Consider the following 24441-nt stretch of genomic DNA (forward strand, 5'->3'; position numbering starts at 1 on the left):
ACCACGCATGTCATCACGGCCCGGGCCCCGATGGTCCCAATAGGCCCAGGCTATGCGTGCTCCGGGTACTTGAGCACCGCCAGCACCCGTCGCTGGTCGCCCCCGGATGGCTCGAGGCCCAGCTTGGAGAAGATCGCGGTGATGTTCTTCTCCACCGCCCCGGCGGAGAGGATGAGCTCCGCGCAGATCCCCGCGTTGGTGCGCCCCTGCGCTATGAGTTCGAGCACCGATTGCTCCCGCGGGGTCAGCATCTCCAGCCCCGCGGCCCGGTTCGAGACGCTCATGAGCTGGCGGACGACCTCCGGGTCGAGCACGGTTTCCCCGGCGGCAATCCGTGCCAGCGCCTCGATGAACGAGCCCACCCGCCACCCGGTCCTTGAGCAGGTATCCGGTCCCCGAGGGCTGTCCGGCAAAAAACCGGGATACGTAGCGCGTCTCCGCGTATAGGGAGAGCCCCCAGCACCCCGACGCTGGGGTCGGTGGTGCGCAGGGCCAGGGCAGCGCGGATGCCCTCGTTGGTGTGGGTCGGCGGCATCCGGTTGTCCAGGATCACCACGTCGGGAGCGTCGGTGGCCAGGGAGGCGAGCAGGTCCTCGGCGTTGTCCACCGCGGCAACCACCTGATGCCCGCGGCCGGTCAGCAACTCGGTGAGCCCGGCAGCCCGGCAGGGCAGAATCCTCGGCAATGGAAATCCCCATGCCCCAGTTTCCCCCGGCTCCTTCCCGTCCAAGAAAGCGGCAGCCTGAGAGTGACCTCGTGGACCCTCCCCGGGGCGAGGAAATGTCCAATGTCCCGTCAACGTTCGTGGCACGGGCTTTGAGTCCCTCGATGCCGCTTCCGGTTGCCGGGTCCACTCCCCCCGATGCCGTCGTCAAGCACGCTGAGCACCAGCTGCTTCCCGATCCCTGCGGTGGCGACCTTCATGGTGATGCGTGTGCCTCCGGAGTGCTTGGCCGCGTTGTTCAGCAGTTCCGCGGTGCAGAAGTACGCGATGGCCTCGATCGCCGGGCTGGGGCGGGAAGCCGGCGAATAGGTCAGGGACACGGGCATCGGGCCGCCGCAACCAGCGATTCCAGCGCCGTGTCCAGGTCATCGTTGATGGCGGCGGGCCGGATGACGCTGGCCAGGCCGCGCAGGTGGTTCAACGCATCGGTTGCCGCTCCTTGTCGGCAATGCTCAGCCCGATGACTGTCACCAGGAGGGATGCACCCAGCGAGATCATCAGGATGGCATGGGTGAATCCGAAAGGAGCATGGAACAGCATGGCCCAGTGGTAGGCAAAGGCTCGCCAGGTTTTCTTCTTGAAGAATGCCGGCACGAACTTTTGGTCCTTTACTACCGCGAAACGAGGGTCAGCATGGGTTTCGATTGCGGCCAGGGGCGACCCTGTGGGGATGATTTCCTGCTCCGATGCGAATGAATTGCCATTCATGCTTCCTGGCATTCTACGGAAAAGCCCCGCTGGACATGGGGAAAGCCACCGGGACACCCGGGGGTTGTCCCCCGAGTATCCATCGTTCCGCACATCACCGTTTCCATTAGGGCCCCAAGGATTCACCTAGGGTTAGGGCCTTAACCTTGGGCAACGGAGGCTTTGCCCAAGGTTAAGGCTCTAACCTTGGATAAGGATCCGATAAACCAAGGTTAAGTACCTAACCTTGGATAAGATAAGAATCGGCCAAAGTTACGGACCCCTGCTTTTGGCAAAGGATGCGTACACCAAACGTTAGGAATGCGGATGCAAACGCTGTGGCCAATCCACGGAACGGAGCACCAAACCTGGAGTCCAAGCGGGCAGGGACCCAAGGAAGACCGAATCTTTTCCGTCTTTCAAGCCAGCATTCCACCTTTCATCGCCAACACGGATTGGGTTCCCACAGCGGAACTCTCCACTCTGTGTGAAACTGCTGTCATTGCCATCACCCGGCTGGATGCCAAGGCAGGTTTGCTGCTATCACCATTGACAGCGTTTTTGCTGCGCAACGAAGCAGAGTCCTCTTCGAAAATCGAATCCGTCGAAGCCCCCCAAATCGACCTCGCGCGAGCTGCGCTCGGCATAAGATCCAGCGACCATGCCAAGTCCACTGTTGCTGCTGCCGATGCAATCGAGGATCTCATCCTTGCCGCCGAGAACCGAAACCCTGCCGACGAAGAAGCCTTGACGGACGCACACCGGATCCTCATGAAGAATGATCCGACGGAAATGAAACATGCCGGCACGTTCCGGGACGTCCAAAACTGGATCGGCGGTTCCGACTACTCCCCGAGGAACGCGGTGCACGTTCCTCCGGCACCTGCTCGCGTTGGATCGTTGATGGACGACCTGCACGTTTTTTGTTCCCGCACCGACCTACCAGTCCTAGCGCAAGCCGCACTCGCGCATGGCCAATTTGAAAATATCCACCCTTTTACCGACGGCAACGGCCGCATCGGCCGGGCACTGATCAACGCCATTCTTCGCCATCGGGGCCTCACTCAATCTGCCGTCATTCCGATTGCTTCGGCCTTCGCCGCACGACGGGACTGGTATTTCGAAGTGGTCAGCGCCTACCGTGCCGGGCAGGCCTCACTGCTGGTGGAGTTCCTTGCCAGCAGCGCAATCGTAGTGTGCATGGAAGCGGAGGCCTCGGCGCTCACCCTCGCCGAGCTGCCTGAGCAATGGCGCGAAAAGGCCAAGCCGCGTGGCGGTTCAGCCGCAGCACTATTGATCGATTCGCTGCTGGCAACTCCACTGATCACGGTTGAATCCGCCGCATGGCGTCTGGGGCTGAGCGAAACTGCCGCCAACTCCGGGATCCAGAAACTCGTTGAGACGGGAGTGCTCAAATTCGTGGGCCGCGGGAAACGCGATCAAGCGTGGAGTGCATCCGACGTCACCGACGAGGCGGAGGGCCTGGTGCAGCGCATCGGCGAACATCGCGAATACCTGTTGACACCGAATGTACGGGCCCATCTGTCCAAACGCGGGCTGCTGGGCTCCTGAGACCGGCTGTCACCCCCTAGCTACTTGTCAGCCAGCCGGGCTAGCATCTAGTCATGGAACCCAGGGTGAATCTCAGCAAGTCCGATCCTGCTGCGTATGCGGCGCTGTTGGCCATGAACAAGGCCGCCAGCGATTCTGCCGATGCCGCAGGAATTGATCCCAAGCTTCGCGAGCTGCTCAAGGTGCGGGCCTCGCAAATCAATGGCTGCACCTATTGCCTGCGCATGCATACCCGCGATGCCCTGAAACTCGGTGAGAGCACCGATCGCCTGGCGCTGGTCTCCGCGTGGGCCGACTCCGAATACTTCACGGCCGTCGAACGCGCGGCCTTGGCATTGTGCGAGTCCATCACCATGGTCTCGGTGGACCACGTCCCGCATGGGGTGTACACCATGGCCCGGGCGGTGCTTTCCGACGAGCAGATCTCAGCCGTCGCCTGGCTGAGCGCGGCCATCAACATGTTCAACCGGGTCGCGATCACTTCCCGCTACCCGGTCAAGCCCTAGTTGCTTCCCTGCGACTGCAGGTAGGTGACGACCGCCAGGACCCTGCGGTGGTCCTGCGGGGCCACGGGCAGCTCGAACTTGGCCAGGATGTTTCCCCCGTGCGTCTCCACGGTGCGTTCGGTCAGCCACAGGAGTTGGGCAATGCCCAGGTTGGTGCGGCCCTCGGCCATCAGCGCCAGCACCTCGCGCTCGCGCAGGGTCAGCGCCTCGACACGGCGGTTGCTGCGTGCGGCTCCGATGAGTTCAACAACCGTTTCCGGGTCCAGTGCCGTTCCGCCCTCGCGCACCCGGTTCAGGGTCTCGAGGAATTCGTTCACCTCCAGCACCCGGTCCTTGAGCAGGTACGCGAAGTACCCGCCGGGGACCAGCCGGGCGGTATGTGCGGTTTCCACGTGCTGGGACAGCAGCACGATGCCCATCCGCGGGAATTCGCCGCGCAGCAACACCGCCGCACGCGCCCCGTCATCGGTGAGGCCCGGGGGCATGGGCACGACGCAGACCAGCACGTCCGGTTCCAGGGCCCGCGTCCGCGCCAATGCGGCCTCGGCATTCCCGACCGCAGCAACCACCTCGTGCCCCGGATCCTCCAAAAGGTTCGAGAGCCCCTGGCGAAAGAGCGCGGAATCCTCGGCGATGATTATGCGCATGGCAGCACCGCCTCGATGAGGGTTCCGCGGCCGTCTTGGCTGCGCACGTTCATTGATCCGCCCAACGCCCCGACCCTGTCGGCCGGGCCCGCCAGTCCCCCCACCCGGGGTGCACGTGGCCCCGCCGCGGCCATCGCCGCTCACGCTCAAGCGGACTGATTCACCTTCCCGCCCCAGCCTGACGGTGATATGCCGGGCCCCTGCATGCTTGACGGCGTTGTGCACCGCTTCGGCGGCCACGAAATAGGCGTTGGCTCCCACGATCTCCGGGACGAGGCCCAAGGAATCGCCGATCCGCAGCTGCACCGGCGTCGGGGAACGGCCGCTGAGCTGCCGCAGCGCGGCGAGGTCCACCGAGGCCGCGGCCCTGGGCGGCAGGCCGAGGGCGTCGGCAAATTCCGTCCAATGCCGGGCCTTGAGGTTCTTGAGTTTTCCCGCGATCGGCAGCGCCATGGTTTCATCGCCGTACAGCAGGGTGCAGGGCAGGTCACAGAGGGGCGAGATCTCGAAACCGCCGCCCTGCCTGCCCAGCACGGAGAGGTTCTTGGCATGAAGGTCATCGTTGCCGGCCAGCCGGGCAAAGGCGAATTGCAGGTACAGGTTGCCGCCGGCCACCACGGGGGCGATGCACAAGCGGGCCAGGGCCGACACAACGTCTTCGGCCGCCAAGCCGTACTTCGCGGCCGGGGCAGGCCCCTGGCCTGTGTCCCGTCCTCGAGGGCCATCCGGTGCCTGCGGCCAGCGGCACCCGGCCGCCGCGAACCTCTGGACCAGCAGGCCGGCCAAGCCGTGCCTGTCATGGATGATCCGGTTGCCCGCCACCGTGAGGTTCAGGTTCCTTGCCCGGCCAGGTGTGCGGCCTCGTTGGCCACCAGATGGGGGTTCTGCGCGGGATCGAGCTTGAGCGGATCGTGCAGGCCCCGCGTCACCAGGGGCATGGGGAGCATCGAGGCGCTGGCCTTGTCCTGTACGCCGGGAAGTGCGTGCAGGTCCACCGAGTTCGCCAGCACGGCGAAGTCCAGGTCCTCCGGTGTGGAGGTGTCGCCCGGGGCATCGGCCCCCACGGCCAGCGGCAAGGTCAGTTCGTCGTCGAAGCCGGTCTTGGTCGCATTCATCAACCCCGTCGGCCGGCGTCCCTCGGGAAGCAGCCCCGCAAAGAACGCGGGAAGGGCATCGTTTGGCGTTTCCACCGCGGCGTTTTCCAGCCGGAGGGAAAACGCCACCGGTGCCTTGCCGCCGGCCAGGTAGCTGGCCAGGTAGCCGAAGCGGATGCCCCCGGCGGCCGTCCTGGATAAAGTGCCCGCGTGGCTCCCGTTCTTGTAGCCGTAGGCTCGCTCGATGAACCCGAGTCGTTGGAGGTCCGGCGTCATCGCCCGACGTCAAGCTGAGCCCAAGACATTGAGGACCGAGGCCAGGACGCGCAGGGACGGATTGCCGGTGGCGGTTTCCAGTGCGTGCACGGTCCGTTCGGAGATCTCGGCCAGGGCGGCCGGTTCCCCCTGGGTCGACCCGGCGCCCTTGCGGGCCCGGCGGATCTCCAGCCCCAGTGCCGATTCGGTATCCAAGCCAGTCCTAGCGCCGGCAAACCGATGCCGTTCTTGATGCTTCCTCATCCCATGGGCCATGGAAAACCCGCTTTCGGCAAGATCTTGCCGGAAGCGGGTTTCTGGACGGGTCGCACCCGCTGCAAGTCGGCTGGTCGGCAACTTGTTGCCGGTTGAGTGGTTATCCGTTCGGTCGCTGCGGCAGGTACTGCACCGCCCACTTGTTGCCGTCCGGATCGGCGAAGTACACGAAGTGCCCCCACGGCTGGATGTCGACGTCGCTGACGTCCACGCCGTTGGCCTTGAGCTGGTCGTGGGCCTCGTGGATGTCGCTGACCACCATCTGCAGGCTCGGCGCCGTCCCGGGGGCCGCGTCGTTCAGGCCCTCGCCGATGGTGATGGAGCAGGCGGAACCCGGCGGGGTCAGCTGGACGAAGCGGATCGATTCGGTGGGCCGCTCGTCGTAGTCGGCGTTGAACCCGACCTTGTTGACGTAAAAATCCTTGGCACGGTCCACATCGGACACGGGGACAAACACAAGTTCAAGTTTCCAGTCCATGCCGCCCACGCTACTGCCGCAACAAAACCCGTGTAAAGGGGTTGCGGGGGGCTGCGCACCGCCCGGGGCGAACCCCTGCAAAGGGGGAAGCGGGGCACATGCCCCGGTCCGTTATTCGGGCATCAGGTCCCTGGCCCGGAAGCGCCAGAACCCGATCGTGGCCAGCACCAGGGCGATGACACCCAGGACCACCAGGGGCAGCAGGGCGAAGTCCTCGGCCGGGAGCCGCGGGACCGCGCCGAACGGGGTTGCCTTGATGACGTTCTCGGACAGGGAAAACAATCCGCCGAACATCGCGGCCATGACCGAGAACCCGTAGACGGCCCACGCGATGCCGGTGCTGGGCCGCGGGATGAACCCCTGGCAGAAGAGCAACACCCCGAGCATCAGCAGCACCGCCGGCCAGTAGGCGAACGAGGCGGCTGCCATGGCCCCGCCGGTCGCCGCTCCCTGGGAGGATGCCCCGGTGAGGTAGCCGCCGAGAAGCAGCATCACCGCGGAGCCGACCCCTGCCACCAGGACATGCGCCCACAGCCAGCTGAAGCGTGAGAGCGATCCGGCCAGCTGGCTCTCCAGCCGCCCGCTTTCCTCCTCGCTGCGTGCCCCGGCCAGCGCCTGCACGGAAAACGCCCCGGCCAGCAGCCCGTTGAACAGCACGAAGATGCCCATCACCCCGTCAAGCAGGTCGTGCCCGGTGCCCACGAAGGACTTGGCAAACGGGTTGTTGGGGTCCAGCACGGAGGTCATGGCCCTGGCGACCGAACCGAAGAAGAGCCCGGCAACCACCGCGCCAAGGAACCAGCCCAGAAGCGAGCCGCGTTGCAGCCGCAGCACCAGGCCCAGCGGGTTGGCCAGCAGCGCCGAGGCGGTTGCCGGGCCGCCGCGCTCGGGCAGGATGCCGGCACCCAGGTCGCGCAGGGTTTCCAGGCGCAGCGCGAGCGCGCAGCCAAGCACCGCCAGACCCAGCAGAGCCGGCAGCGGCCACCAGTTGTCCTGGCCGAAGGAGCGCATGTTCTGTGCCCAGCCAATGGGCGAGAACCAGCTCAGTGCGCTCGGGTTTGTGCCGTTGGCCTGCAGGTCGGCACCGGCACGGATGAAATAGAAGAGCGCCAGCAGCGCCACGGCCAGCGAGTTCGCCCCGCGGCTGGTGGTCGCCAGCTGGCCGCAGATCGCCGAGATCGCCACGAACGCCAACCCGGTGCCGGCGATGGAGGCGCCCATGGTCCACGATCCGCCGGTCGGCAGCTTCAGGCCCAGGCAGAGCAGGGAGATCAGCAACCCGGTGACGACGGACAGCGATCCGGCCACCAGGTAGTTGGCCACCGGGTAGGCGTGCCGCCCCAGGGCGGCCGAACGCAGCAGCTCGGTGCGCCCGGTTTCCTCCTCGGCCCGCCCGTTGCGGGTGACCAGGAAGATCGAGGCGAAGCCCAGTGCGACGGCCAGCGTCATCCAGATCTTGATGACCAGGATGCCGCCGAGCGAGCCTGCCGCGTAGGGCAGGCCGGTCATGGCCGCCACGGCCGGGGTGTTGGCCACCTGGGCGTAGGCGTCGCGGGCCGCCTGGGTCGGGAAGGCCTCCTGCTGGGAGCCGTAGACGATCGGGATCATCACGGCCAGCACCGCCGCCCAGATGGCCAGCCGCAGCCAGTTGCGGCGCAGGATGAATTTCACGGCCATCCCCACCCCGGACAGGGAACCGGTGGAGGCCACGGTGCCGCGGGAGGCGCGGCCCGGGGCTGTCGCGCTGCTCATCGCGCACCGCCCGCATGTGCGTGGGCGCGGCGCCCGGGCTTGGCGGCCGCCGGATCCAGCGGCAGTCCGCCGTAGTGGCGCAGGAACAGGTCCTCGAGCGACGGCGGGGTCGAAACCAGGGAACGGGGCGAGTACCTGGAAAGCGCCTCGAGCACGTCCCCCAGGTCTTCCTCGCCGACGGTGAAGGTGGCCTTGGGCCCGTCGAGGACCAGGTCGTTGATGCCCGGGACCGAGGCAAGCGCGGAGGTGCTTCCGGCCAGCAGCACCGAGACGGTGGTGCGGTGCAGGTGGCGCAGCGCATCGAGGCGTCCGGCCTCCACGGTCTGGCCCTCGCGGATGATGGTGACTGTGTCGCAGAGCTTTTCGACCTCGGCGAAGATGTGGCTGGAGAGCAGCACGCTGCGGCCCTCCGCCTTCACCTCGCGGATGCAGGCGGTGAAGACCTGCTCCATCAGCGGGTCAAGGCCGGATGTCGGCTCGTCCAGCAGCAGCAGCTCGGCGTCCGAGGCCAGGGCCGCGACCAGGGCGACCTTCTGCCGGTTGCCCTTGGAGTAGCTGCGGGCCTTCTTGGTGGGGTCCAGGTCGAAGCGTTCGAGCAGCCCATCGCGCTTGGCTTCATCCACTCCCCCGCGCAGGGCCGCCAGGATGCCGATGGCCTGGCCGCCGGTGAGATTGGGCCACAGGGCCACCTCTCCGGGCACGTAGGCGATGCGCCGGTGCAGTGCAACGGCATCGTCCCACGGGTCACCGCCAAGCATCTTCACGCTGCCCGAATCGGCTCGCAGCAACCCGAGCAGGATGCGGATGGTGGTCGACTTGCCCGAACCGTTGGGCCCGAGGAATCCGGCGACCTCTCCGGCCTCGACATGCAGATCCAGTCCCGCCAGGGCCGCGGTGCGCCCGAAATGCTTGTGCAGGTCGGTCACCGAGATGGCCTGGGTGTTGGTGGACATGGATTTCTCCTTACCGTTTCACGGTTTCTCCCGCGAGGCCCGCGGGCGGGTTCCTGGTTCCGGCCAGGAAGGCCAGGTATTCATCGAGGTACTCCCGGCTGGTGAACAGCCCCTCGGTGTACAGCTCGAGGGTCGGCAGCACGGCCTCGGTGTAGTAGCGCTCCATCACCGCACCGAAGTCGTCCAGCGGCAGCTCGGGACGCATGGCGAAGCCGACCACCATGGCGCCGATCGATTGCTGGACCAGGAAGCGCACGCGCGCCTCCTCGTCGCGGCTGGGAACGATGATTCCCCGTTCCACGGCGTCGCGGGAGAATTCCAGGGCCTCGGCGACCATGTGATCGATGAAGTCCTTTCCCGCGTCCCCTCCCTCGCGGACCGAGCGCAGGATGTAGACCAGCAGGATCCCTCCCTCGCGCGAGGACGGGAACTGGGCGAAGAGCTGCCGGGGCGAGGTATTGAGGCTTTCGTTCTTCAGTGCGCGGTAGCGGGCAAGCACCGTGGCATCGCATTCGGCGCGCAGCGCTTCCTTGGACCCGAAGTGGTGGCGGACCAGGCCCGCGCTGACCTGGGCCCGGGCGGCAATGGCACGCAGGGATTCATCGAACCCGTGCGCTGCGAAGCCCTCGATGGCGGCGTCGCGCAGCCGGGCCCGTCCGGTCAGGTCTTCACGGGCTGTACTCATGTGCAGGACGCTACTCGCGTGTATAGCGCTCGGCAAGAGGTCCAAGGTCCCGATTTTTCAGGGCAGGAACAACCGGCCGGAAACCCCGTTCAGGCAGTGGCTTCGGCCTCGTTGGCCAAGGTCCCGGCGACGCGGTTGGCTTCCCGCCCGGAGAGCACCGGGAAGGCCGCAGCGACCAGGTAACCGGCACCGGTGAGCGTGAAGGCCACGGCAAACCACCCGGGGAGGCAGAGCAGCGCGGCAGCTTCTGCTCCCTGACCATCGGGGCCAAGACCCAATCATGAGGGGAAGCACTCCCACCAATTCCATGTCCGCCTCCAGCTGCCGTTTTCCGTCCGCCCGAGTCAACCAGCGCTCGCATCCCCGGCCAAATCCCCGCTGCCGGGGAATCGACGCAGCGCCCCGGTTGCGATGTGAATGGGTGTGAAAAGTGTTTATGGATGCTTTTCGCATCATTTCAGGGGTTGTCCCGGGGCGTTCAGGCACCCAGGTAGCCGCGGGTGTCCAGGTCCTCGGCGGCCATGCGCGCCGCCAGCGACCGCTCGGCCTCCCGCACCGGCCTGGCGGCGGAGGAGCCGAAGCTCCCGTTGCGGGCGCGTGCGGGGTCGGACAGGTGGCCGGGGTCCGGCAGCGTGGATTTTTCCGACAGGTCCCAGGCATCCAGCGCCTGCAGGCCGATGCCGCGCGGTCCGGTGCGCCGGGTGAGCCCGTGGATCAGCAGCAGCCTGGTGGAAAAGAGCAGCGGGCCGCAACGCTGTTGGGCCTCGTGGAAGAACGTGGCATCCACGCAGCCGGTCCCGTCGTCAACCGAGATGAACACCACCCGCCGCCCGCCGCGCATCGGCGGGGTCTGGGTGGCAACGCGCACCCCGGCCACCAGGACCTCGGTGCCGTTGCGCATGCCCAGCAGGTCCGCGGAGTGCGAGACGCCCAGCGACCGCAGCAGCGGGGCGCGGGATTCCATCAGGTGGGCGGTGACGTCGATGGACATCAGGTCCAGTTCGGTGCGCACCACCTCATCCAGCGGCGTTTGCGCCGCCCCGATGGCCATGTTGGCAAGGTCCAGGTCCCCCAGCGGCAAGGCCAGCTGCCCGGGAATCGGCCGATAGCGCTGCGGCAGCGCCCTGCCGGCCGGTGCCCGCAGGTGCTCGATGAGATCGGCCCGGTTCCCGCGCCCGGTGCGCGCCTGCAGCGAATCGAAGGCACCCAGGGCCGCAAAGTGGTTCAGCGAGGTGCGACCGAGCCCGGAGCGGGCGCGCACGTCGGCGATCGAGTCGTAGGGCTGCCCGGCCGCCACCCTCAGGACCTCGCGCTCGGAGACCGAGCGGATCCCGCGCAGCGAGAGCCTGATCCCGTACCGCCCCGGTGGTGCCGCGCCCGCGGCCCGCGGCACCACCGGAAGCTGTGCGGGAGGCAGCAGCCCGTCAAGCTTTTCGACCTTGTAGCCGGGTGACGAGCGGTTGATGTCCAGCGGCAGGATCGCGATGCCCATGCGCCGGGCCTCGGCGACCAGCAGGCGCTTGGGGTACATGCCCGGGTCGTGTTCCCAGATGCCGGCCAGGAAGGCCTCGGGGTGGTGGGCCTTGAGCCAGGCCGAGTGGTAGGTGGGCACGGCGAAGGCGGCCCCGTGGGCCTTGCAGAAGCCGAAGGAACCGAAGGCCGCCAGGGTGTGCCAGACCTCGTCGATGACGTCCAGCGAGTAGTCGCGGCCCAGCGCCCGGGAGCGGAAGAGCGCCTCGACCGCGGGTTCGGCGTGCGGGTTTCCCAGCAACCGGCGGTAGACATCGGCCTGGGCCAACCCGCAACCGGTCATCACATCGAAGATCCGCAGCACCTGTTCGTGGAAGACGGTGACCCCGTGGGTCTCGGCGAGCGCCGGTGCCAGGTTTGGGTGGGGGTATTTTTCGGGTGCGAAGCCGTGGCGGTTTTCCAGGTAGGGCTTGACCATGTTGGATTTCATGGGTCCGGGGCGGAAGAGGGAGATGTCGATGATGAGGTCGTTGAATTCGCGGGGGGCGAGTTTGCCGATGAGTTCGCGTTGTCCGGGGGATTCGATCTGGAAGCAGCCCAGGGTGTGGGTGGAGCGGATGAGTTCGAAGGTGGGTTCGTCGTCCAGCGGGACCAGGGCGAGGTCGATGGCGCCGTTGGGCCCGATGTAGTCCGGGATTTCGCCAGGCGCTTCTCCCCTGTGTCCCCCCGCCTTGGCGACTGCCTGGGCGTCGGGGTGGAGGCGTTGGATTTCTTCCAGTGCGTAGGTGATGGCCGATTGCATGCGCACCCCCAGGACGTCGAGCTTGAGCATGCCCATGGGGTCCATGTCGTGTTTGTCGAATTGGCTCATGGGCAGGGAGATGCCGCTGGGCTCGACGGGGGTGCGGTCGCGCAGGTGTGCGTCGGAGAGGATGACGCCGCAGGGGTGCATGGAGATGTGGCGGGGCAGCCGGTCGAGGCGTTCGGTGAGGTCCACGAGCAGGTCGAGCTGTTTTTCGGTGCCGAGGCGGTCGGCGAAGGGTGCGAGTTCGGGTTTTTCCTCGAGGGCTTCGCGGAAGGATGAGGCGGAGAAGCGCCAGAGTTGCTTGGCGATCGTATCGATGTCCTCTTCCTCCATGCCCAGGGCGGCTCCGGCGTCGCGCACCGCTCCCCGGGCACGGTAGCTGTTTTGCATGCTCATGAGGCTGACGCGCTCGCTGCCGAAGCGTTCGAAGATCTCGCGGTAGATCTCGTGGCGCCTGGCTGATTCGACGTCGATGTCGATGTCGGGCAGGGTGGCGCGGTCGCGGGAGAGGAAGCGTTCGAAGAGCAGGTCGTGGGCCAGGGGGTTTACCTGGCTGATGCCGATGAGGTAGTTGACCAGTGAGGAGGCTCCCGACCCCCGTGCGGCGGAGCGTATCCCCAGGCGGGTGATCATGGAGCTGACTTCGGCGACGGTGAGGAAGTAGGGGGCGAAGCCGAGGTCGGCGATGGTGGACAGCTCGGCCTCCAGGCGGTGTCGCATGAGCGGGTCGTTGGCCTGTGCGGGGATGAGGCGGGTGATGCCCGCCTCGGCGCGGGAGGCGAGTTCGTTTTCGGGGTTGCCGGTGATGCCGATGATGTGGGCCTCGGGGACGACGGGGATCGACCATCCGGTGTCGGGGATCGGGTCCAGGCGTGCCCAGTCGGCGAGCGCTGCGGTGTTGCGCAGCAGTGTCGCGGCCAGGGAGGTGTTGGAGGCGGAGCGGGCGATCTCGGTGGCGAGGTGGTGCATGTGTTCGGCGGGTTTGAGCCAGCCCTGTCCGTTGGGTTGGATGTCGTTGAGGGTTTCCAGGGAGGACAGGGCGCGTGCGGAGTCCAGGACGTCGGCGGTTGCCGCTCCGTCGGGGTCTGCGTAGCGCACGGCGTTGGTCAGTACGGGGGCGATGCCCACATCGGTGGCGCAGCGCAGCATGCGGATGGCGTGTGCGGTGCTGAGTTTCTCCCCGGGGCTGTTCAGGTGCGTGGTGATCTCCACCCGCAGGGCGCTGGCCCCCAGCAGGGAGCGCCAGGTGCGCAGCAGGGTGCGGGCCTGGGTGTAGTGGCGGTGTCCGGTGGCCAGGCCGATGTCTGAGCCCGGTCCCAACAGGATGGTGAGCAGTGCTTCCCCGTCGGGGCCCAGTGCGTGGGTGGCCAGTTCCTCGCGGGTGATCCCCACGGAGGGCTTGGCGACCCCGGCGGGTGTGGTGGTTTGGTGTGCGGCGGTGACCAGGTGGCAGAGGGCGGCGTATCCGGCGCCGTTGCTGTGCCCCTTGGCCAGGGCGATGATGCGTCCCGCGATGCGCATCGGCGGTGGCTTGCCGTGGGGCGCGGGGTGGGGTGGGGGTTCGAGGATGGCCAGGTCGACTCCGAGGATGGGGTCGATGCCGTGTCCGATGCAGGCCTTGAGGTGCTTGACGCTTCCGTAGAGTCCGTCGCGGTCGGTGATTGCCAGTGCGTCCGCGCCGTCGGCGAGCGCGGCGGAGACCAGGTCCTTGGGCCAGGAGACCCCGTAGTGTGCGCTGAAGGCGGAGGCGACGTGCAGGTGGGTGAAGCTCATGTCGCTGCCCCATGCCGTGCCGGGAGGTTTGTGCGGCCATCGCTTGGTGTTGCCATGATGGTGCTTGCCCCTCCCCTTGTCCAGTGGCGCTCCCCGGTCCCCCGGCGGGTTGCGCCTGCGGGCACGTGCCTTGGTGTTCCTCGGCGCCTGGGGTCGTGCGGCTGGGCGAGGAGGGGGACGAATTCATTCTATTAGAACATGCGTTCTAATCAAGTCCTCCGGCCGGCTCCCGCGGAGGCCTCCCGGGCCGCGGGGCCGGCTCCCGCCGCTGACCTGCGGCTGGAAGCCGGCCGGTGAGAAGGCCCACTACTGGTGCGGCCTAGATTCCTTCGTCGCTTCGCAGCCGGTCCAGGGCCACGAGGTAGGCCTCGGTGTAGCTGGGGAATTGCGGGGCCATGTCGCGCAGCACCTCTAGCGGGATTTCCGCCCTGATGGCCAGGGAAGCCAGGTGGATCCACTCGCTGGCTTGCGGGGCGATGGCCCAGGCTCCGATGACGACCCGCCGGTGCCGATCCACCAGGAGGCCCAGGTCCCCTCGCGGGTCCTGCTCATAGGTCCAGGGCCGGGCGATGGCTTCGGGCAGGTTGACCTGGATGGACGCCGCGTCGATTCCGCGCCCCTCGGCCGCATCCCGGGTCAGGCCCACTGCGGCGATCTCCGGGCTGGCGAACACCACGCGCGGGATCCCGTCGTAGCTTGCGCTTCTTTCCCTGCCCAGGATGCAGTCGGCCACGATGCGACCCTGGTACTTGGCCACATGGGTGAAGGGCATGATCCCGGTGACGTCCCCGATGGCCCAGAGCCCCTCGGCGGCCCAGCAGTGATCGTCAACCCGCACACCGCCCTTCCCATCCAGGGTCGCCCCGGCGCGTGCCACCTCTAGGCCTTCGGCGCGCGGGGCCCTTCCGGTGGCGAAGACGACCGCATCGACCGAGACCTCCCCGCCCGCCCGCAGCTCCAGGATGCTGGCTCCGCCCTCCCCGCGCCGCCCGCTGGCCACGGTGCTGCCGGCCAGCACCTTGACCCCGAGCCGGCGCAGGTGCTCCTCGGCGAGCGCGGAGACCTCGGGCTCCTCGCGCCGCAGCAGCCGGGCGCCGCGGTTCAGCATGGTGACTTGGACCCCGAATCCGGCCAGGAAGAAGGCCGCCTCCAGCGCCACAGCGGATCCGCCCACGATGGCCACGGATTTCGGCAGCGTCGCCAGGGTGTAGAGCTCGCGGTTGGTCCAGGCGGTGATCTCCCCGATGCCCGGGAAGTCCGGGAGCACGGGGACGGCTCCCGTGGCGATGACGATGTGGTGCGCCAGGTATTGGTTCCCGTTGGCGCTTAGGTGTCCCGGTCCGGTGATTGTCGCCTTGCCGCGCACCACGGTTGCCCCGCGCTTGGCGTACCCCTGCTCCTGGGCGCTGTCGTCGAGGTGCCGGGCCATGTAGTCGCGGTATTCCCGGGCCTTTTCCCAGTCCAGGGCGCTTTCGGCGGCTCCGGCCGCACCGGCCGCCTCGATGTTCACCTCGGGTCCGCGCAGGACGGTCTTGGAGGGGACGCAGGCCCAGTAGGCGCATTCCCCGCCGATGAGCTCGGCCTCGAAGACGACGACCTTCTTGCCCGCGGTGAGCAGCCGGTCGGCGGCGACCTCGCCGCCGGGCCCCATGCCGATGATCGCGGCATCGAATATTTCTTGCATTAGAGCACTCCCGTGTTCGCGTTCCTCGCGGCCGTCATCCAGGCACCTGCCCCCAGCCTTGCACCTGATGCGGCCAACGACCAGAGCCTGCCCTTCGCCCGCCGGTGGCGCCGGAGGGATTTCGGGGCCAGCCAGGCCGGCCTGAGCTAGGCGCTTTCCCGGTAGGCCTCGGGCATGCGGATGATGCGCCAGCGGCCGGTATCGGCCTGGCGGGAAACCTCGAAGGTGCGCAATGGGCCCACGCCGGCGAGCTTGACCTGCAATTGCCAGACTTCGTAGTCCACGAGCCCCGGGCCGCGGCCGCGTTCGGCACGCAGCTCCTCGGTCCACCAGTTGCGCCGCTCGAACCAGCGCACCGGTTCGGCCGCGAGCCTGTACTCGCGACCCTGCCAGCGCATGCGGATCGGCACCCCCGCCGGTGTGCAGTCAACCTCGATCGACTGGGTAAAGATTCCCATTCGCTCGCCACCCTTCCCGTTGCACAAGCGGGCCCGACGCCCTCCCTGCCCCCCAGGGGCATGAAAGGCGGCTGCGGGATGCGCCCGTGCATTCACCAGTTTATTAGAAACTTTGTTCTAGACAAGATGAGACTAGAACATGCGTACTACGGTTTGTTGTTGGGGGGGTCCCCTTGAAGCGCTTTCACATGGGCCTATGCTTGGGTGCATGAGCATAGACACGCCCCCGGCAGTCACCGCGCTGACCCTTGGGGTGCGCGATGTCCAGCGGTCACGCAACTTCTACGTCACGGGCTTGGGTTTCCGCGAAATCAATTTCATCCCCGGCGAGATCCTGTTCGTCCAGGCCGGACACGGGCTCATGCTTGCGCTGTGGAACGTCGAATCGATGCCCGGCGAATACGGGGAAGTCGGGCACGGCCCGCTGGCCCCTCCGGTCTCCCTGGGCCACAACACCACCAGTGTCGCCGAGGTCAACGACCTCTATGCCCGGGCCCTGGCCGCCGGCGCAACCTCGATCGGTGCGCCAACCACCCGGGAGTGGGGCGGCACCAGCGCGTGCGTGGCGGACCCGGACGGTTTCCGCTGGGATTTCGTGCACAATCCGTCCTTCGCCATCGATGACGACGGAACCGTCACCGGTGTCTGAAGACTCCCGCCACCGATGAGGCTCTCCAACTTGCCGATCCGCCGGATCGCCGAACGCGAGCTTTCCCCCGCCCCGCGCAGCCAATGGCCCCAGACACTCCCGCCGGTGCGCCAGCTGCTGGACCAGGGCCTTGACTTCGGTGCCGCAACGGTCTTCGTGGGCGAAAACGGTTCGGGGAAATCCACGCTCATCGAGGCGATCGCCCTGGGTTATGGGCTCTCGGCCGAGGGCGGCTCCACCGGCGCGCAACACAGCACCCGGGCCACCGAGTCCGGGCTGGAGAAGCACCTGCAGCTGGTGCGGAACATCGGCGCCAGCCGACGCGGATACTTCCTGCGCGCCGAAACCATGCACGGCCTCTACACCTATCTCGAAGACAATCCCTCCATGCGGCGCAAGGATCCCGAATTCCACACCATGAGCCATGGGGAATCGTTCCTCGAACTCATCCTTGACAGGTTCCGCGAGGGCGGACTATGGGTTCTTGACGAGCCCGAGTCCGCACTCTCTTTCTCGGGTTGCCTGGCCCTGGTGGGCATCCTCAAGGACCTCATGGCGCAGGGCGATTCGCAGGTGGTCATGTCAACGCACTCGCCGCTGCTGGCATCCCTGCCCGGCGCGGACATCTACGAGGTCGGACCGTGGGGGCTGCGGCACAGCGACTGGGACGAGTTGGACCTGGTGACCAACTGGCGCTCCTTCATGAACCTGCCCGAACGCTACCTGCGCCACCTATGAAAAAGGTGTGCAGGGCACTTGGCCCTGCACACCCGTCAGTCCCCCGGCGGTTACTGCCCGGAGTCGGACGGCGCCGCATCAGGGTCGAAGTCCTCGGACAGGGCCCCGCCTTCGCCCTTCCACTTGGACAGCTGCTTTTCGCTGACTTCGCGTTCGTCGGTGTTGGGTGTCAGGTTGTTCCCGGGCTCTTCGTTTTCGGCCATGTTCCGGTTCTCATCACTCATGAGGCCTACGCTAGCCGCTTCGCGGGGTGCTGGCCAGCCTTCCTTCGGCCTCCGCGCGCCGCACGAAGCCGCGCAAGCATTCAGTCCATCTTCGCCAAACGCGACTTGGCGATCTGGAAGAGCCCGTAGCACCCCAGGCCAAAGCCGATGACGACCAACGCGTAAACGCCGAAGGGCTGCGCGCGCAGCGCCTTGAGCGCACCATCGAGTCCCGTGGATTCCTCGGGGTCCGCCTGGACCGTGGCAACGATGACCAGCAGCCCGACCAGGAACAGGGCCACGCCCTTGGCAACGTAGCCGACGACACCGAGCACCAGGGTTCCTTGCCGCAAGGCCTTTGAAGCGGGCAGTCGGAGCCGCTTGGCGAACGACCTCAGGATGCCCCTGGCCACAAAGACGATTCCGGTCACGGCGATGCCCGCTCCGATGAGCAGCAAGAGCGCGGAGCCGAAGGGCATGGACATGATGCCGGCCGTGGCGTCGCTGGTGGACTGGCTGCTGTCCTTGCGGTTGCCCAAGGCAAAGGAGCCGAACCCCGCGGCGAGCGCGAGAAACACGATGCCTTGGCCGGCTGCGGACAGCTTTTTGCCCAGCTTCGTCCTTGCCGGGGCGCGGCGGTATCCAAAAAGGACTTCGCTTATCTGCCACAGTCCCAGGGCCAGGCAAGCGGTGCTGCCGATCCACACCAGGGCGTACCCGGCAGGTTGGGCCGCCAGCTGTGCCATCGCGCCGCTCTGCTCGGCATCCTTGGAATCCCCGAAGGCCAGCCTGACCGCAATGATCCCGACCAGGACGTGCAACAGGCCGCTGACGGCAAAGCCGGCCCTGGCGGCAATCACGAATGCCCGGGAATTCGAGGCGTCCTCGGCGGCGTTGGCAACGTCGTTCAGTTCTTTCTTCATGCGGGTCCCCCTTGGCTGCGCCCGCTTGGGGAGCTGCGTGTCGATAACGACATCCTGCCATTGTTCGGGCCGGACGCAATATGTTCCCCCATCCCCTGACTCGCCGGAGTCAACCACCTGAAGCTTCCGGTCACGGGCCTGGAACGCAGCCGCACCTGGCACGCCCGGTTTTGGGCGGCTGATGGAAATCGGCAACGAGGGCCACTCCGTCGGGCTGGCCACGCAGCATCCGCACGGAGGACCTGGGCTGGGCCTGTGGCTCGCCCCGAACGAGCACGATCTTCGCTTCCGCTGCGGGCCATGAGCCCGGCACAACCCACCGCGGCGGGGCCGCTACTCGGACGAGGGCCGCTGCCGCTGCGACTTCGTGGCCGAGCGCTGCGACTTCGCGGCGAGCCGGCGGCGTTGGGAGCCCTTGGTTGGCTTGGTGGCACGCCTGCGCGGCCCATCCGGCGCCAGCGCCGAGGCCAGCATCCCGGCGAGCTTCTGCAGCGCGATCTCGCGGTTGCGCAGCTGGGAGCGCTGTTCGGAGGCCGAGACGGTGAGCACGCCGGAAACGAGCTTCGGGTCCAGGCGCGAGACCAGTCGCTCGCGCTGCGCGTCGGTCAGCACCCGGGAGCCGGCGATGTTCCAGGACAGCTCGACGCGGCTGTCCGAGGTGTTTACGTGCTGCCCGCCCGGCCCCGAGGAACGCGAAAACCGCCAGTCGAGCTCGGATGCCGGAATCGAAAGCACCGGTGAAATCTCCAGATCCATGCCTCAAGCATCGCATGGTACGGGGCGCGCACACCCCCGCGCCGGGCACGGGGCACCCGGTCTCTGCCGGCAGGGCAGGGACCGGGCCGGTAGCCTATGCCGGGGCGTGGTCCTCGTGGAGGCACAGGATGTTGCCGTCGGGGTCCTTGAACCACGCGGCCTTCTCCGATCCAAGAACACAGACGTGGTCGACGGTCTTCAGGTCCGGCAGGTCGTAGTCCTCGAAGACCACGCCGCGGCCATCGAGGTCGCCGATCGCGTCGGCGATGTCGTTGACCTCGAAGCTGGCTGCGGTGTGGGTGGAAGGCTTCGCCTGCGGATCGCTGAGCAGGGCCAGGGAACCGGCACCCGCGAGGGTGAAGACAAGGTTGCCGTCCGCGGCCTTGCCCCGGAAGGGAAGGCCCAAGGCCTCCTCGTAGAACTTCCGCGACCGCTCGGCATCGGTGACGGGAATGATGGTGGTCAATGGGCTGGCTGAAAGTGACATGGGGAACCATCCTCGGGTGGAAATCTGGCCCTCCAATTTTACGTCCGGATCCGCGAAAAGGAGGCAAGAAATCAGGAAAATGGGGGCCCACGCGCGGGGTTTCGCGGCCCGCCGGCACGTCATACACTGGGCGTGCATCCACTATCGGAAGAAAGCGAGCGGCCATGACCATCCCGCAGCCCCCGGAGCCCCCTGCCCATCCGGTCGAGCCCGGCCGCGTTCCCCCGATTCCGCCGGTGCCGCCCTATGACCCGCCGCCGGACCCGGGGCCGTTGCCGCCCCGGCCCGATCCGCAGCACCCGTATCCGCCGGTTGAACCGGACCCGATCGGACCGGTTCCACCGATCAGGTAGGCGCGGCACCAACGACAGCGGGCCCGCTGCGTTTGGTCCGCCGAAGGGTCCGGCTACTGGCGCTGCGAGAGCCGGATCAAGTTGCCCGAGGGGTCCCTGAACGCGCAGTCCTTGGGGCCCCACGGCTGTTCGATGGGCTCCTGGAGGACCTCGGCCCCGGTGGCCCGCACCTGCTCGAAGAGTCCGTCAAGGTCGGAGGTGGAAAAGACCGTCATCGGCAACACCCCCTTGGTGAGCAGTTCCTGGATGGCGTTGCCGTCGGCCTCCGAACGCCCCGCGTGCGGGTCCGAGAGCACGATGCCCAGCCCGGGCTGGGTGTCGGAGCCCAGAGTGACCCAGCGGTGCTCGCCCGAGGCCACGTCGTTCTCCACCTTCAGGCCCAGCCCGTCGCGGTAGAAGGGAATGGCCGCGTCGACGTCGCTGACGGTGATGTTTGAGTACTGCAATGAAATATCCATGGCTCAACCATAGGGCCGGTTGCCGAAGGCTTGCTTCTTGAATCCTGCTCGATGCCAACGAGCCAACCCGACAATTAATGTACGAACGTACACATGGGTGAAAGCGTTTCCGGGGACACCCGAACCAACCGTGAACGCATGCTTGCCGGAGAGCTCTACGACGCCTCCGACCCGGAGCTGGTCTCCGAGGCCCGGCGCGCGGTGCGCCTTGCCCACGAGTACGCCAAGATCCACCTGATGGACGGTGCCGCCGCCCGGCATGTCCTGGTCGACCTCGTGGGGTGCCTGGGCGAGGACGTGGAGATCAAGCCCCCGTTGTTCGTGGATTACGGGACCCAGCTGTCGATCGGCGAGCGCACCTTCATCAACTACAACCTGACGGCCCTGGATGTCGCCCCGATCAGCATCCGGGCCGGCTGCCTGATCGGCCCCAACATCCAGCTGCTGACACCCACCCATCCGCTGGAGCCCGGTGCCCGCCTCGCCAAGCTCGAGGCGGCCAAGCCCATCGCGATCGGCGACAATGTGTGGATCGGCGGCGGGCCCACCATTCTGCCCGGGGTCACCGTCGGGGACAACAGCGTGATCGGCGCAGGTTCCGTGGTCACCCGGGACGTTCCGGCCAACGCGTGGCGGTGGGCAGTCCCGCCCGCGGTATCAAGAACCTCGAGGTCCTCGGTGTCCACCCGCAGGGTCGATCCGGACCGCCGCGAACGCATCATCTACTGCGCGCTGGAGCTCATTGCCTGCCAGTGCGTGGCCGGCACCTCGCACCGCAAGGTCGCTGCGCTCGCCGATGTGCCGCTGGGATCGATGACCTACCATTTCTCCGGCATGGACGAGCTGCTCGAGGCGGCCTTCACGCGCTTTGCCCGTGAGGTCGGCGAGCGCTTCGCCGCGCGGCTTGCCGGTGGGCTTTCCGGCGCGGAGCTGGTCTCTGCGTTGGTGGAGCTGATCCATGACGATGTGCTGGATTCCGGCCGCTGCCTGGTTCTCACCCTAGAGCTGTACACCCTGGCGGCGCGTAATCCGCGCTTCAGGGACATCACGCGGTCCTGGCTCGAACTCAGTGCCCGGTCCCTGGAACGCCACATGGATGCGCCAACGGCGCACCAGGTTGATGCGCTCATCGAGGGGCTCCCCATCCACCGCGCCCTGGGCACCGCACCTCCGACGCGGAAGCTGACGGCCGAGGCGGTGGGCAAGATCCTGGGCGCCTAGTACCGGGGCGTCCTGGTGCTCTTGGGGCGGGTGACCGACTTGGCGATGCAGGCGGGCATGGCTTCCACCGCTGCATGTTCCCGGTTGCGGTAGCCGCTGGGGCTTTCCCCGGTGATCTGGGTGAAGCTGGTGCTGAAGGAACCCAGCGAGGTACACCCCACCTCCATGCAGGCGTCGGTGACGCTGGCCCCGGAGCGCAGCAGCGCCATGGAACGCTCGATGCGCCGGGTCATCAGGTACGCGTAGGGGCTCTGTCCGTAGGCGGCCTTGAACTGCCGGGAGAAATGCGCCGGGGAGATGAGGGCCTTGGTCGCCATGGTGGGTACATCCAGGGGTTTCGCGTATTCGCGGTCGATCATGTCCTTGGCCCTGCGCAGGGCGGTGAGCGTTTCAAGCTCGGATTGCTTCATGGATTCGAGGTTATCAGCGCTTCCCCGACACGACATGGCAACCCCTCGAGCCGCCGGCCACAGGGGCCATGGATCTTCGTGGCGTTGGCAACCACCCGGCAGCGCATGACCCCGGCCCGGCTGCAGGGCCGGGCCGCAGATGCGACCATTCTGGTGCTGAACGTGCCGCAACTGGCCTCGATCGCGGCGGGCGCACTTCTGGTGGCGGTGGTGGACAACCGCTGGCTGATGCTCGTGGCCGGTGTGGTGGTCGCTGCCTGCGCGCTGGCCATGCTGCGGCGCGGGCACACAACTGTGCCCGGTGCCGAGATGCAGGATTCCACTGCCGCGGCAGGACCCGAAGAACAGCAACGCCCCCGGTGAACCCGTAGCCCGCTACCCGGTGACGGTGCGCACCACCCGTGCGGGGGAACCCACCACGACGGCTCCGGCCGGCACGTTCCTGGTGACCACGGCGGCGGCAGCCACCACGGCGTCGTCCCCGATGCTCACCCCGGGCAGGATGGTGGCATTGGAGCCGATCCACACGTTGCGACCGATCACCACGGGGGCCGGATGCATGTCGGCGCGCTGGCCGGGGGCAAGGTCGTGGTTCAGCGTCGCGATCACCACGTTGTGCCCGATGAGCGTGTCATCCCCGATGGTTACCCCGCCCTGGTCCTGGAACTTGCACCCGGCGTTGATGAAGATCCGCTTCCCCAGGGTGATGTTCCTTCCGAAGTCGGCGTTGAAGGGCGGGAAGAGGGTCACGGATTCATCCACCGGTTTCCCGGTCAGCCGTGAGAGCAGCTCCCGGACCCGCGCCGGCTCGTGGTACCCGCCGTTGAGCTCGCCGGTGATCCGCAGCGCTTCCTGGCTCACCCGGTGCATGATGCCGTGCAGCGGAGAGTCCCCCGTGATGGTGCGCCCGGCATCCAGCTGGGCAATCAGGTCGTTGAGTTCCATGGTGTCCTTTCATCCGGGTGACGGCCCAGGAGGCCCGCACCGGGTCAAGCCTTCGAGTCCAATAAATGCAGGAGCGCGCTGCTCCCGGACCGCGCGGCTCGCATTGCCCGATCCACGCCCTTACCGGGTCTGGTTCTTCCCGTTGGACGGTCGGCGGTATTTGCCCTCGGCGACGTGTTCGAGCCACCGGGTGCTCTGCGCCGGATCCTCCGCGTTCTCGAGCTTCGCGGGGTGCTCCATGAAGTCTTCCGGCGTGGCGCCGTGCCAGTGTTCCTCTCCCGCGGGGCAGTATGAAGATTCGCCGGGCATGACTTCCACCGCCGTGCCGTCGCGCATGCCGAACAGGGCGACGCCGCTGGTCACGTGAAGGGTCTGGCCCTTGGCGTGGGAGTGCCAGGCCGTGTGGGCGCCGGGGGCAAAGCGAACCCGGGCGACGATCATCCCGTGGCCTTCTTCCTGCGGATAGGCGATGGGGTCCACCCATACGTCACCGGTGAATTGCTCCGGGCCGTTCTTGGTGGTCGGGGCCTTGGGCAGGAATTTGTGTGCCACGGTTTCTATTTCCTTTCCGCTGCGCGAAGCGCGGGGTTGTTGGCGATGCGGGTCTTGTTCCATGAACCGAGCAACTGGAGCTTCTGGTGGGATTCCGAGCCCGGTTCTGCCGTGTAGACCATGAGCTTCAGCCCCGGCTCTGCGGTGATGGCCAGTTCCTCGTAGGCCAGGACCAGCTCCCCCACCTCGGGGTGGTTGAACCGCTTGGTTCCCGTGCCGTGGGTGCGCACGTCGTGGGCGGCCCACAGGGTGCGGAAGGTCCCGCTTTGGGTGGACAGTTCGCCGACCAGATCCTGGATGCCGCGGTGCTGCGGGTCCTTCCCCGCCTCGTTCCGGATGATGGCCACGCACATTTGCGCGAACAGCTCCCAGTCCGGGTAGAAATCCTTGGACGCGGGGTCCAGGAACTGGAACCTGGCAAGGTTCGGCGTCCGTCCGCCGCAGTCGCCGATCACCGGCGAATAGAACGCGCTGCCCAGTTCGTTGACGGCCAGCAGGTCCTGGGCCTCGTTGCGCACGAAGGCCACGGAGTCCTTCATCGAGTCCAGGACCCACCGCAGGGATTCACGCGGCGGCCGGGCAGGGGACGCGGAGCGGCGTTGGCGCCCCGAGGTCGGTATGCCGTCGGCGGCGCGGGCCAGGTCGAACAGGTGCGCCCGCTCGGTCTCGCTGAGCATCAGGGCGCGGGCCAGTGCTTCCAATACCGACGAAGAGGCCCCGGCAATCGCTCCGCGTTCAAGCTTCGCGTAGTACTCCACGCTGACCCCTGCGAGGTTCGCCACCTCGCCGCGGCGCAGGCCGGCAACCCTCCGGTTGCCGTACACCGGCAGGCCGGCACGCTCCGGGGTGACCTTGGCCCGCCGCGACATCAGGAACGCGCGAACTTCCGACCTGTTATCCATGTCCATAAGCGTACGGGTGGCCGTC

Annotated in this window: 29 protein-coding genes; 6 read left to right on the forward strand and 23 right to left on the reverse strand. The window is 67.2% G+C overall.

The features are described 5' to 3' along the window. Positions 1 to 50: 50 nt before the first annotated feature. The 4 genes from DQ353_RS22565 to DQ353_RS09005 all read right to left on the reverse strand — a co-directional run bounded on the left by DQ353_RS22565 (position 51) and on the right by DQ353_RS09005 (position 1432). Positions 51 to 362 (reverse strand): response regulator transcription factor, encoded by a 312-nt coding sequence (locus DQ353_RS22565; RefSeq protein ID WP_353616676.1) that lies wholly within the window; start codon positions 360 to 362, stop codon positions 51 to 53. Next, on the reverse strand, positions 281 to 811 hold the full coding sequence (locus tag DQ353_RS22570; protein ID WP_353616677.1) for a response regulator: 531 nt from the start codon (positions 809 to 811) through the stop codon (positions 281 to 283). The genes DQ353_RS22565 and DQ353_RS22570 overlap by 82 nt, the downstream gene beginning before the upstream one ends. Further along, positions 796 to 1044, reverse strand: coding sequence for a sensor histidine kinase (locus tag DQ353_RS09000; protein WP_113762416.1), 249 nt, complete (start codon positions 1042 to 1044; stop codon positions 796 to 798). The genes DQ353_RS22570 and DQ353_RS09000 overlap by 16 nt, the downstream gene beginning before the upstream one ends. A 97-nt stretch (positions 1045 to 1141) precedes the next feature. Continuing rightward, on the reverse strand, positions 1142 to 1432 hold the full coding sequence (locus tag DQ353_RS09005) for a hypothetical protein (RefSeq protein WP_113762417.1): 291 nt from the start codon (positions 1430 to 1432) through the stop codon (positions 1142 to 1144). A 306-nt stretch (positions 1433 to 1738) separates the two neighbouring features. Between DQ353_RS09005 and DQ353_RS09010 the strand changes: the two genes are divergently transcribed. Both DQ353_RS09010 and DQ353_RS09015 read left to right on the forward strand, forming a co-directional pair. After that, on the forward strand, positions 1739 to 2983 hold the full coding sequence (locus DQ353_RS09010; RefSeq protein ID WP_181578303.1) for a Fic family protein: 1245 nt from the start codon (positions 1739 to 1741) through the stop codon (positions 2981 to 2983). A gap of 53 nt (positions 2984 to 3036) precedes the next feature. Beyond that, positions 3037 to 3489 (forward strand): carboxymuconolactone decarboxylase family protein, encoded by a 453-nt coding sequence (locus tag DQ353_RS09015; RefSeq protein ID WP_113762419.1) that lies wholly within the window; start codon positions 3037 to 3039, stop codon positions 3487 to 3489. Here DQ353_RS09015 and DQ353_RS21610 read toward each other — a convergent pair. From DQ353_RS21610 to DQ353_RS09075, 10 genes are all read right to left on the reverse strand, one after another. After that, on the reverse strand, positions 3486 to 4958 hold the full coding sequence (locus DQ353_RS21610; protein ID WP_181578304.1) for a HipA domain-containing protein: 1473 nt from the start codon (positions 4956 to 4958) through the stop codon (positions 3486 to 3488). The two genes, DQ353_RS09015 and DQ353_RS21610, sit on opposite strands and share 4 nt — an antisense overlap. Positions 4959 to 4966: 8 nt before the next feature. Beyond that, positions 4967 to 5506 (reverse strand): HipA N-terminal domain-containing protein, encoded by a 540-nt coding sequence (locus DQ353_RS09030; RefSeq protein ID WP_113762420.1) that lies wholly within the window; start codon positions 5504 to 5506, stop codon positions 4967 to 4969. 9 nt (positions 5507 to 5515) lie between these two features. Beyond that, positions 5516 to 5701: a helix-turn-helix transcriptional regulator gene (locus DQ353_RS09035; RefSeq protein WP_286166698.1), complete on the reverse strand. Its 186-nt coding sequence runs from the start codon at positions 5699 to 5701 to the stop codon at positions 5516 to 5518. 160 nt (positions 5702 to 5861) lie between these two features. Then, positions 5862 to 6239, reverse strand: coding sequence for a glyoxalase superfamily protein (locus DQ353_RS09040; RefSeq protein WP_113762460.1), 378 nt, complete (start codon positions 6237 to 6239; stop codon positions 5862 to 5864). Between the two features lie 111 nt (positions 6240 to 6350). After that, positions 6351 to 7991, reverse strand: coding sequence for an ABC transporter permease (locus DQ353_RS09045; protein ID WP_113762421.1), 1641 nt, complete (start codon positions 7989 to 7991; stop codon positions 6351 to 6353). Further along, on the reverse strand, positions 7988 to 8944 hold the full coding sequence (locus tag DQ353_RS09050) for an ABC transporter ATP-binding protein (RefSeq protein ID WP_113762422.1): 957 nt from the start codon (positions 8942 to 8944) through the stop codon (positions 7988 to 7990). Before DQ353_RS09050 ends, DQ353_RS09045 begins: the two co-directional genes overlap by 4 nt. A 10-nt stretch (positions 8945 to 8954) precedes the next feature. Next, positions 8955 to 9629, reverse strand: a complete 675-nt coding sequence (locus DQ353_RS09055; RefSeq protein ID WP_113762423.1) for a TetR/AcrR family transcriptional regulator — start codon at positions 9627 to 9629, stop codon at positions 8955 to 8957. A 478-nt stretch (positions 9630 to 10107) separates the two neighbouring features. Continuing rightward, entirely contained in the window at positions 10108 to 13677 is a 3570-nt protein-coding gene (locus DQ353_RS09065) for a DNA polymerase III subunit alpha (protein ID WP_113762425.1), read from the reverse strand. Between the two features lie 319 nt (positions 13678 to 13996). Next, entirely contained in the window at positions 13997 to 15361 is a 1365-nt protein-coding gene (locus DQ353_RS09070; RefSeq protein WP_113762426.1) for a dihydrolipoyl dehydrogenase family protein, read from the reverse strand. Between the two features lie 146 nt (positions 15362 to 15507). Next, complete coding sequence (locus tag DQ353_RS09075) at positions 15508 to 15819, reverse strand: hypothetical protein (protein WP_071215143.1); 312 nt, start codon at positions 15817 to 15819, stop codon at positions 15508 to 15510. 208 nt (positions 15820 to 16027) lie between these two features. Here DQ353_RS09075 and DQ353_RS09080 point away from each other — a divergent pair, with 208 nt between their 5' ends. Together DQ353_RS09080 and DQ353_RS09085 are read left to right on the forward strand one after the other, a co-directional pair. Next, positions 16028 to 16468, forward strand: coding sequence for a VOC family protein (locus tag DQ353_RS09080; protein WP_113762427.1), 441 nt, complete (start codon positions 16028 to 16030; stop codon positions 16466 to 16468). Positions 16469 to 16483: 15 nt separating this feature from the next. Then, the gene (locus DQ353_RS09085) at positions 16484 to 17206 is read left to right on the forward strand and encodes an AAA family ATPase (protein ID WP_113762428.1); all 723 of its coding nucleotides are present in this window, start codon (positions 16484 to 16486) and stop codon (positions 17204 to 17206) included. Positions 17207 to 17256: 50 nt separating this feature from the next. Here the strand turns inward: DQ353_RS09085 and DQ353_RS21620 are convergent, their stop codons facing one another. The 5 genes from DQ353_RS21620 to DQ353_RS09105 form a co-directional block, all read right to left on the reverse strand. Further along, entirely contained in the window at positions 17257 to 17409 is a 153-nt protein-coding gene (locus tag DQ353_RS21620) for a hypothetical protein (protein WP_220093990.1), read from the reverse strand. A gap of 101 nt (positions 17410 to 17510) precedes the next feature. Continuing rightward, complete coding sequence (locus DQ353_RS09090; protein ID WP_113762429.1) at positions 17511 to 18332, reverse strand: DUF1206 domain-containing protein; 822 nt, start codon at positions 18330 to 18332, stop codon at positions 17511 to 17513. A gap of 333 nt (positions 18333 to 18665) precedes the next feature. After that, positions 18666 to 19088: an alternative ribosome rescue aminoacyl-tRNA hydrolase ArfB gene (arfB, locus tag DQ353_RS09095; RefSeq protein WP_113762430.1), complete on the reverse strand. Its 423-nt coding sequence runs from the start codon at positions 19086 to 19088 to the stop codon at positions 18666 to 18668. A gap of 94 nt (positions 19089 to 19182) precedes the next feature. After that, positions 19183 to 19575, reverse strand: coding sequence for a VOC family protein (locus tag DQ353_RS09100; protein WP_113762431.1), 393 nt, complete (start codon positions 19573 to 19575; stop codon positions 19183 to 19185). Positions 19576 to 19981: 406 nt separating this feature from the next. After that, positions 19982 to 20386 carry a VOC family protein gene (locus DQ353_RS09105; protein ID WP_113762432.1) on the reverse strand — a complete coding sequence of 135 codons (405 nt, stop codon included), beginning with the start codon at positions 20384 to 20386 and terminating at the stop codon, positions 19982 to 19984. Positions 20387 to 20479: 93 nt separating this feature from the next. Between DQ353_RS09105 and DQ353_RS22575 the strand changes: the two genes are divergently transcribed. Continuing rightward, positions 20480 to 21607 carry a maltose acetyltransferase domain-containing protein gene (locus DQ353_RS22575; protein ID WP_353616678.1) on the forward strand — a complete coding sequence of 376 codons (1128 nt, stop codon included), beginning with the start codon at positions 20480 to 20482 and terminating at the stop codon, positions 21605 to 21607. Here DQ353_RS22575 and DQ353_RS09120 read toward each other — a convergent pair. Then, positions 21604 to 22017 (reverse strand): helix-turn-helix transcriptional regulator, encoded by a 414-nt coding sequence (locus DQ353_RS09120; protein ID WP_113762434.1) that lies wholly within the window; start codon positions 22015 to 22017, stop codon positions 21604 to 21606. The two genes, DQ353_RS22575 and DQ353_RS09120, sit on opposite strands and share 4 nt — an antisense overlap. 78 nt (positions 22018 to 22095) lie before the next feature. On the opposite strand from DQ353_RS09120, the gene DQ353_RS09125 reads away from it, so the two are divergent. Further along, positions 22096 to 22380 carry a hypothetical protein gene (locus tag DQ353_RS09125; protein WP_146755228.1) on the forward strand — a complete coding sequence of 95 codons (285 nt, stop codon included), beginning with the start codon at positions 22096 to 22098 and terminating at the stop codon, positions 22378 to 22380. Between the two features lie 12 nt (positions 22381 to 22392). Here DQ353_RS09125 and DQ353_RS09130 read toward each other — a convergent pair whose 3' ends face one another. From DQ353_RS09130 to DQ353_RS09140, 3 genes are all read right to left on the reverse strand, one after another. Beyond that, complete coding sequence (locus tag DQ353_RS09130; RefSeq protein WP_113762436.1) at positions 22393 to 22962, reverse strand: DapH/DapD/GlmU-related protein; 570 nt, start codon at positions 22960 to 22962, stop codon at positions 22393 to 22395. A gap of 120 nt (positions 22963 to 23082) precedes the next feature. After that, positions 23083 to 23514, reverse strand: a complete 432-nt coding sequence (locus DQ353_RS09135; protein WP_286166699.1) for a cupin domain-containing protein — start codon at positions 23512 to 23514, stop codon at positions 23083 to 23085. 5 nt (positions 23515 to 23519) lie between these two features. Continuing rightward, positions 23520 to 24416: a helix-turn-helix transcriptional regulator gene (locus tag DQ353_RS09140; protein WP_113762461.1), complete on the reverse strand. Its 897-nt coding sequence runs from the start codon at positions 24414 to 24416 to the stop codon at positions 23520 to 23522. Between the last annotated feature and the right edge of the window lie 25 nt (positions 24417 to 24441).

It is taken from the genome of Arthrobacter sp. AQ5-05 (genome assembly GCF_003287975.1).
Lineage (GTDB): Bacteria > Actinomycetota > Actinomycetes > Actinomycetales > Micrococcaceae > Paeniglutamicibacter.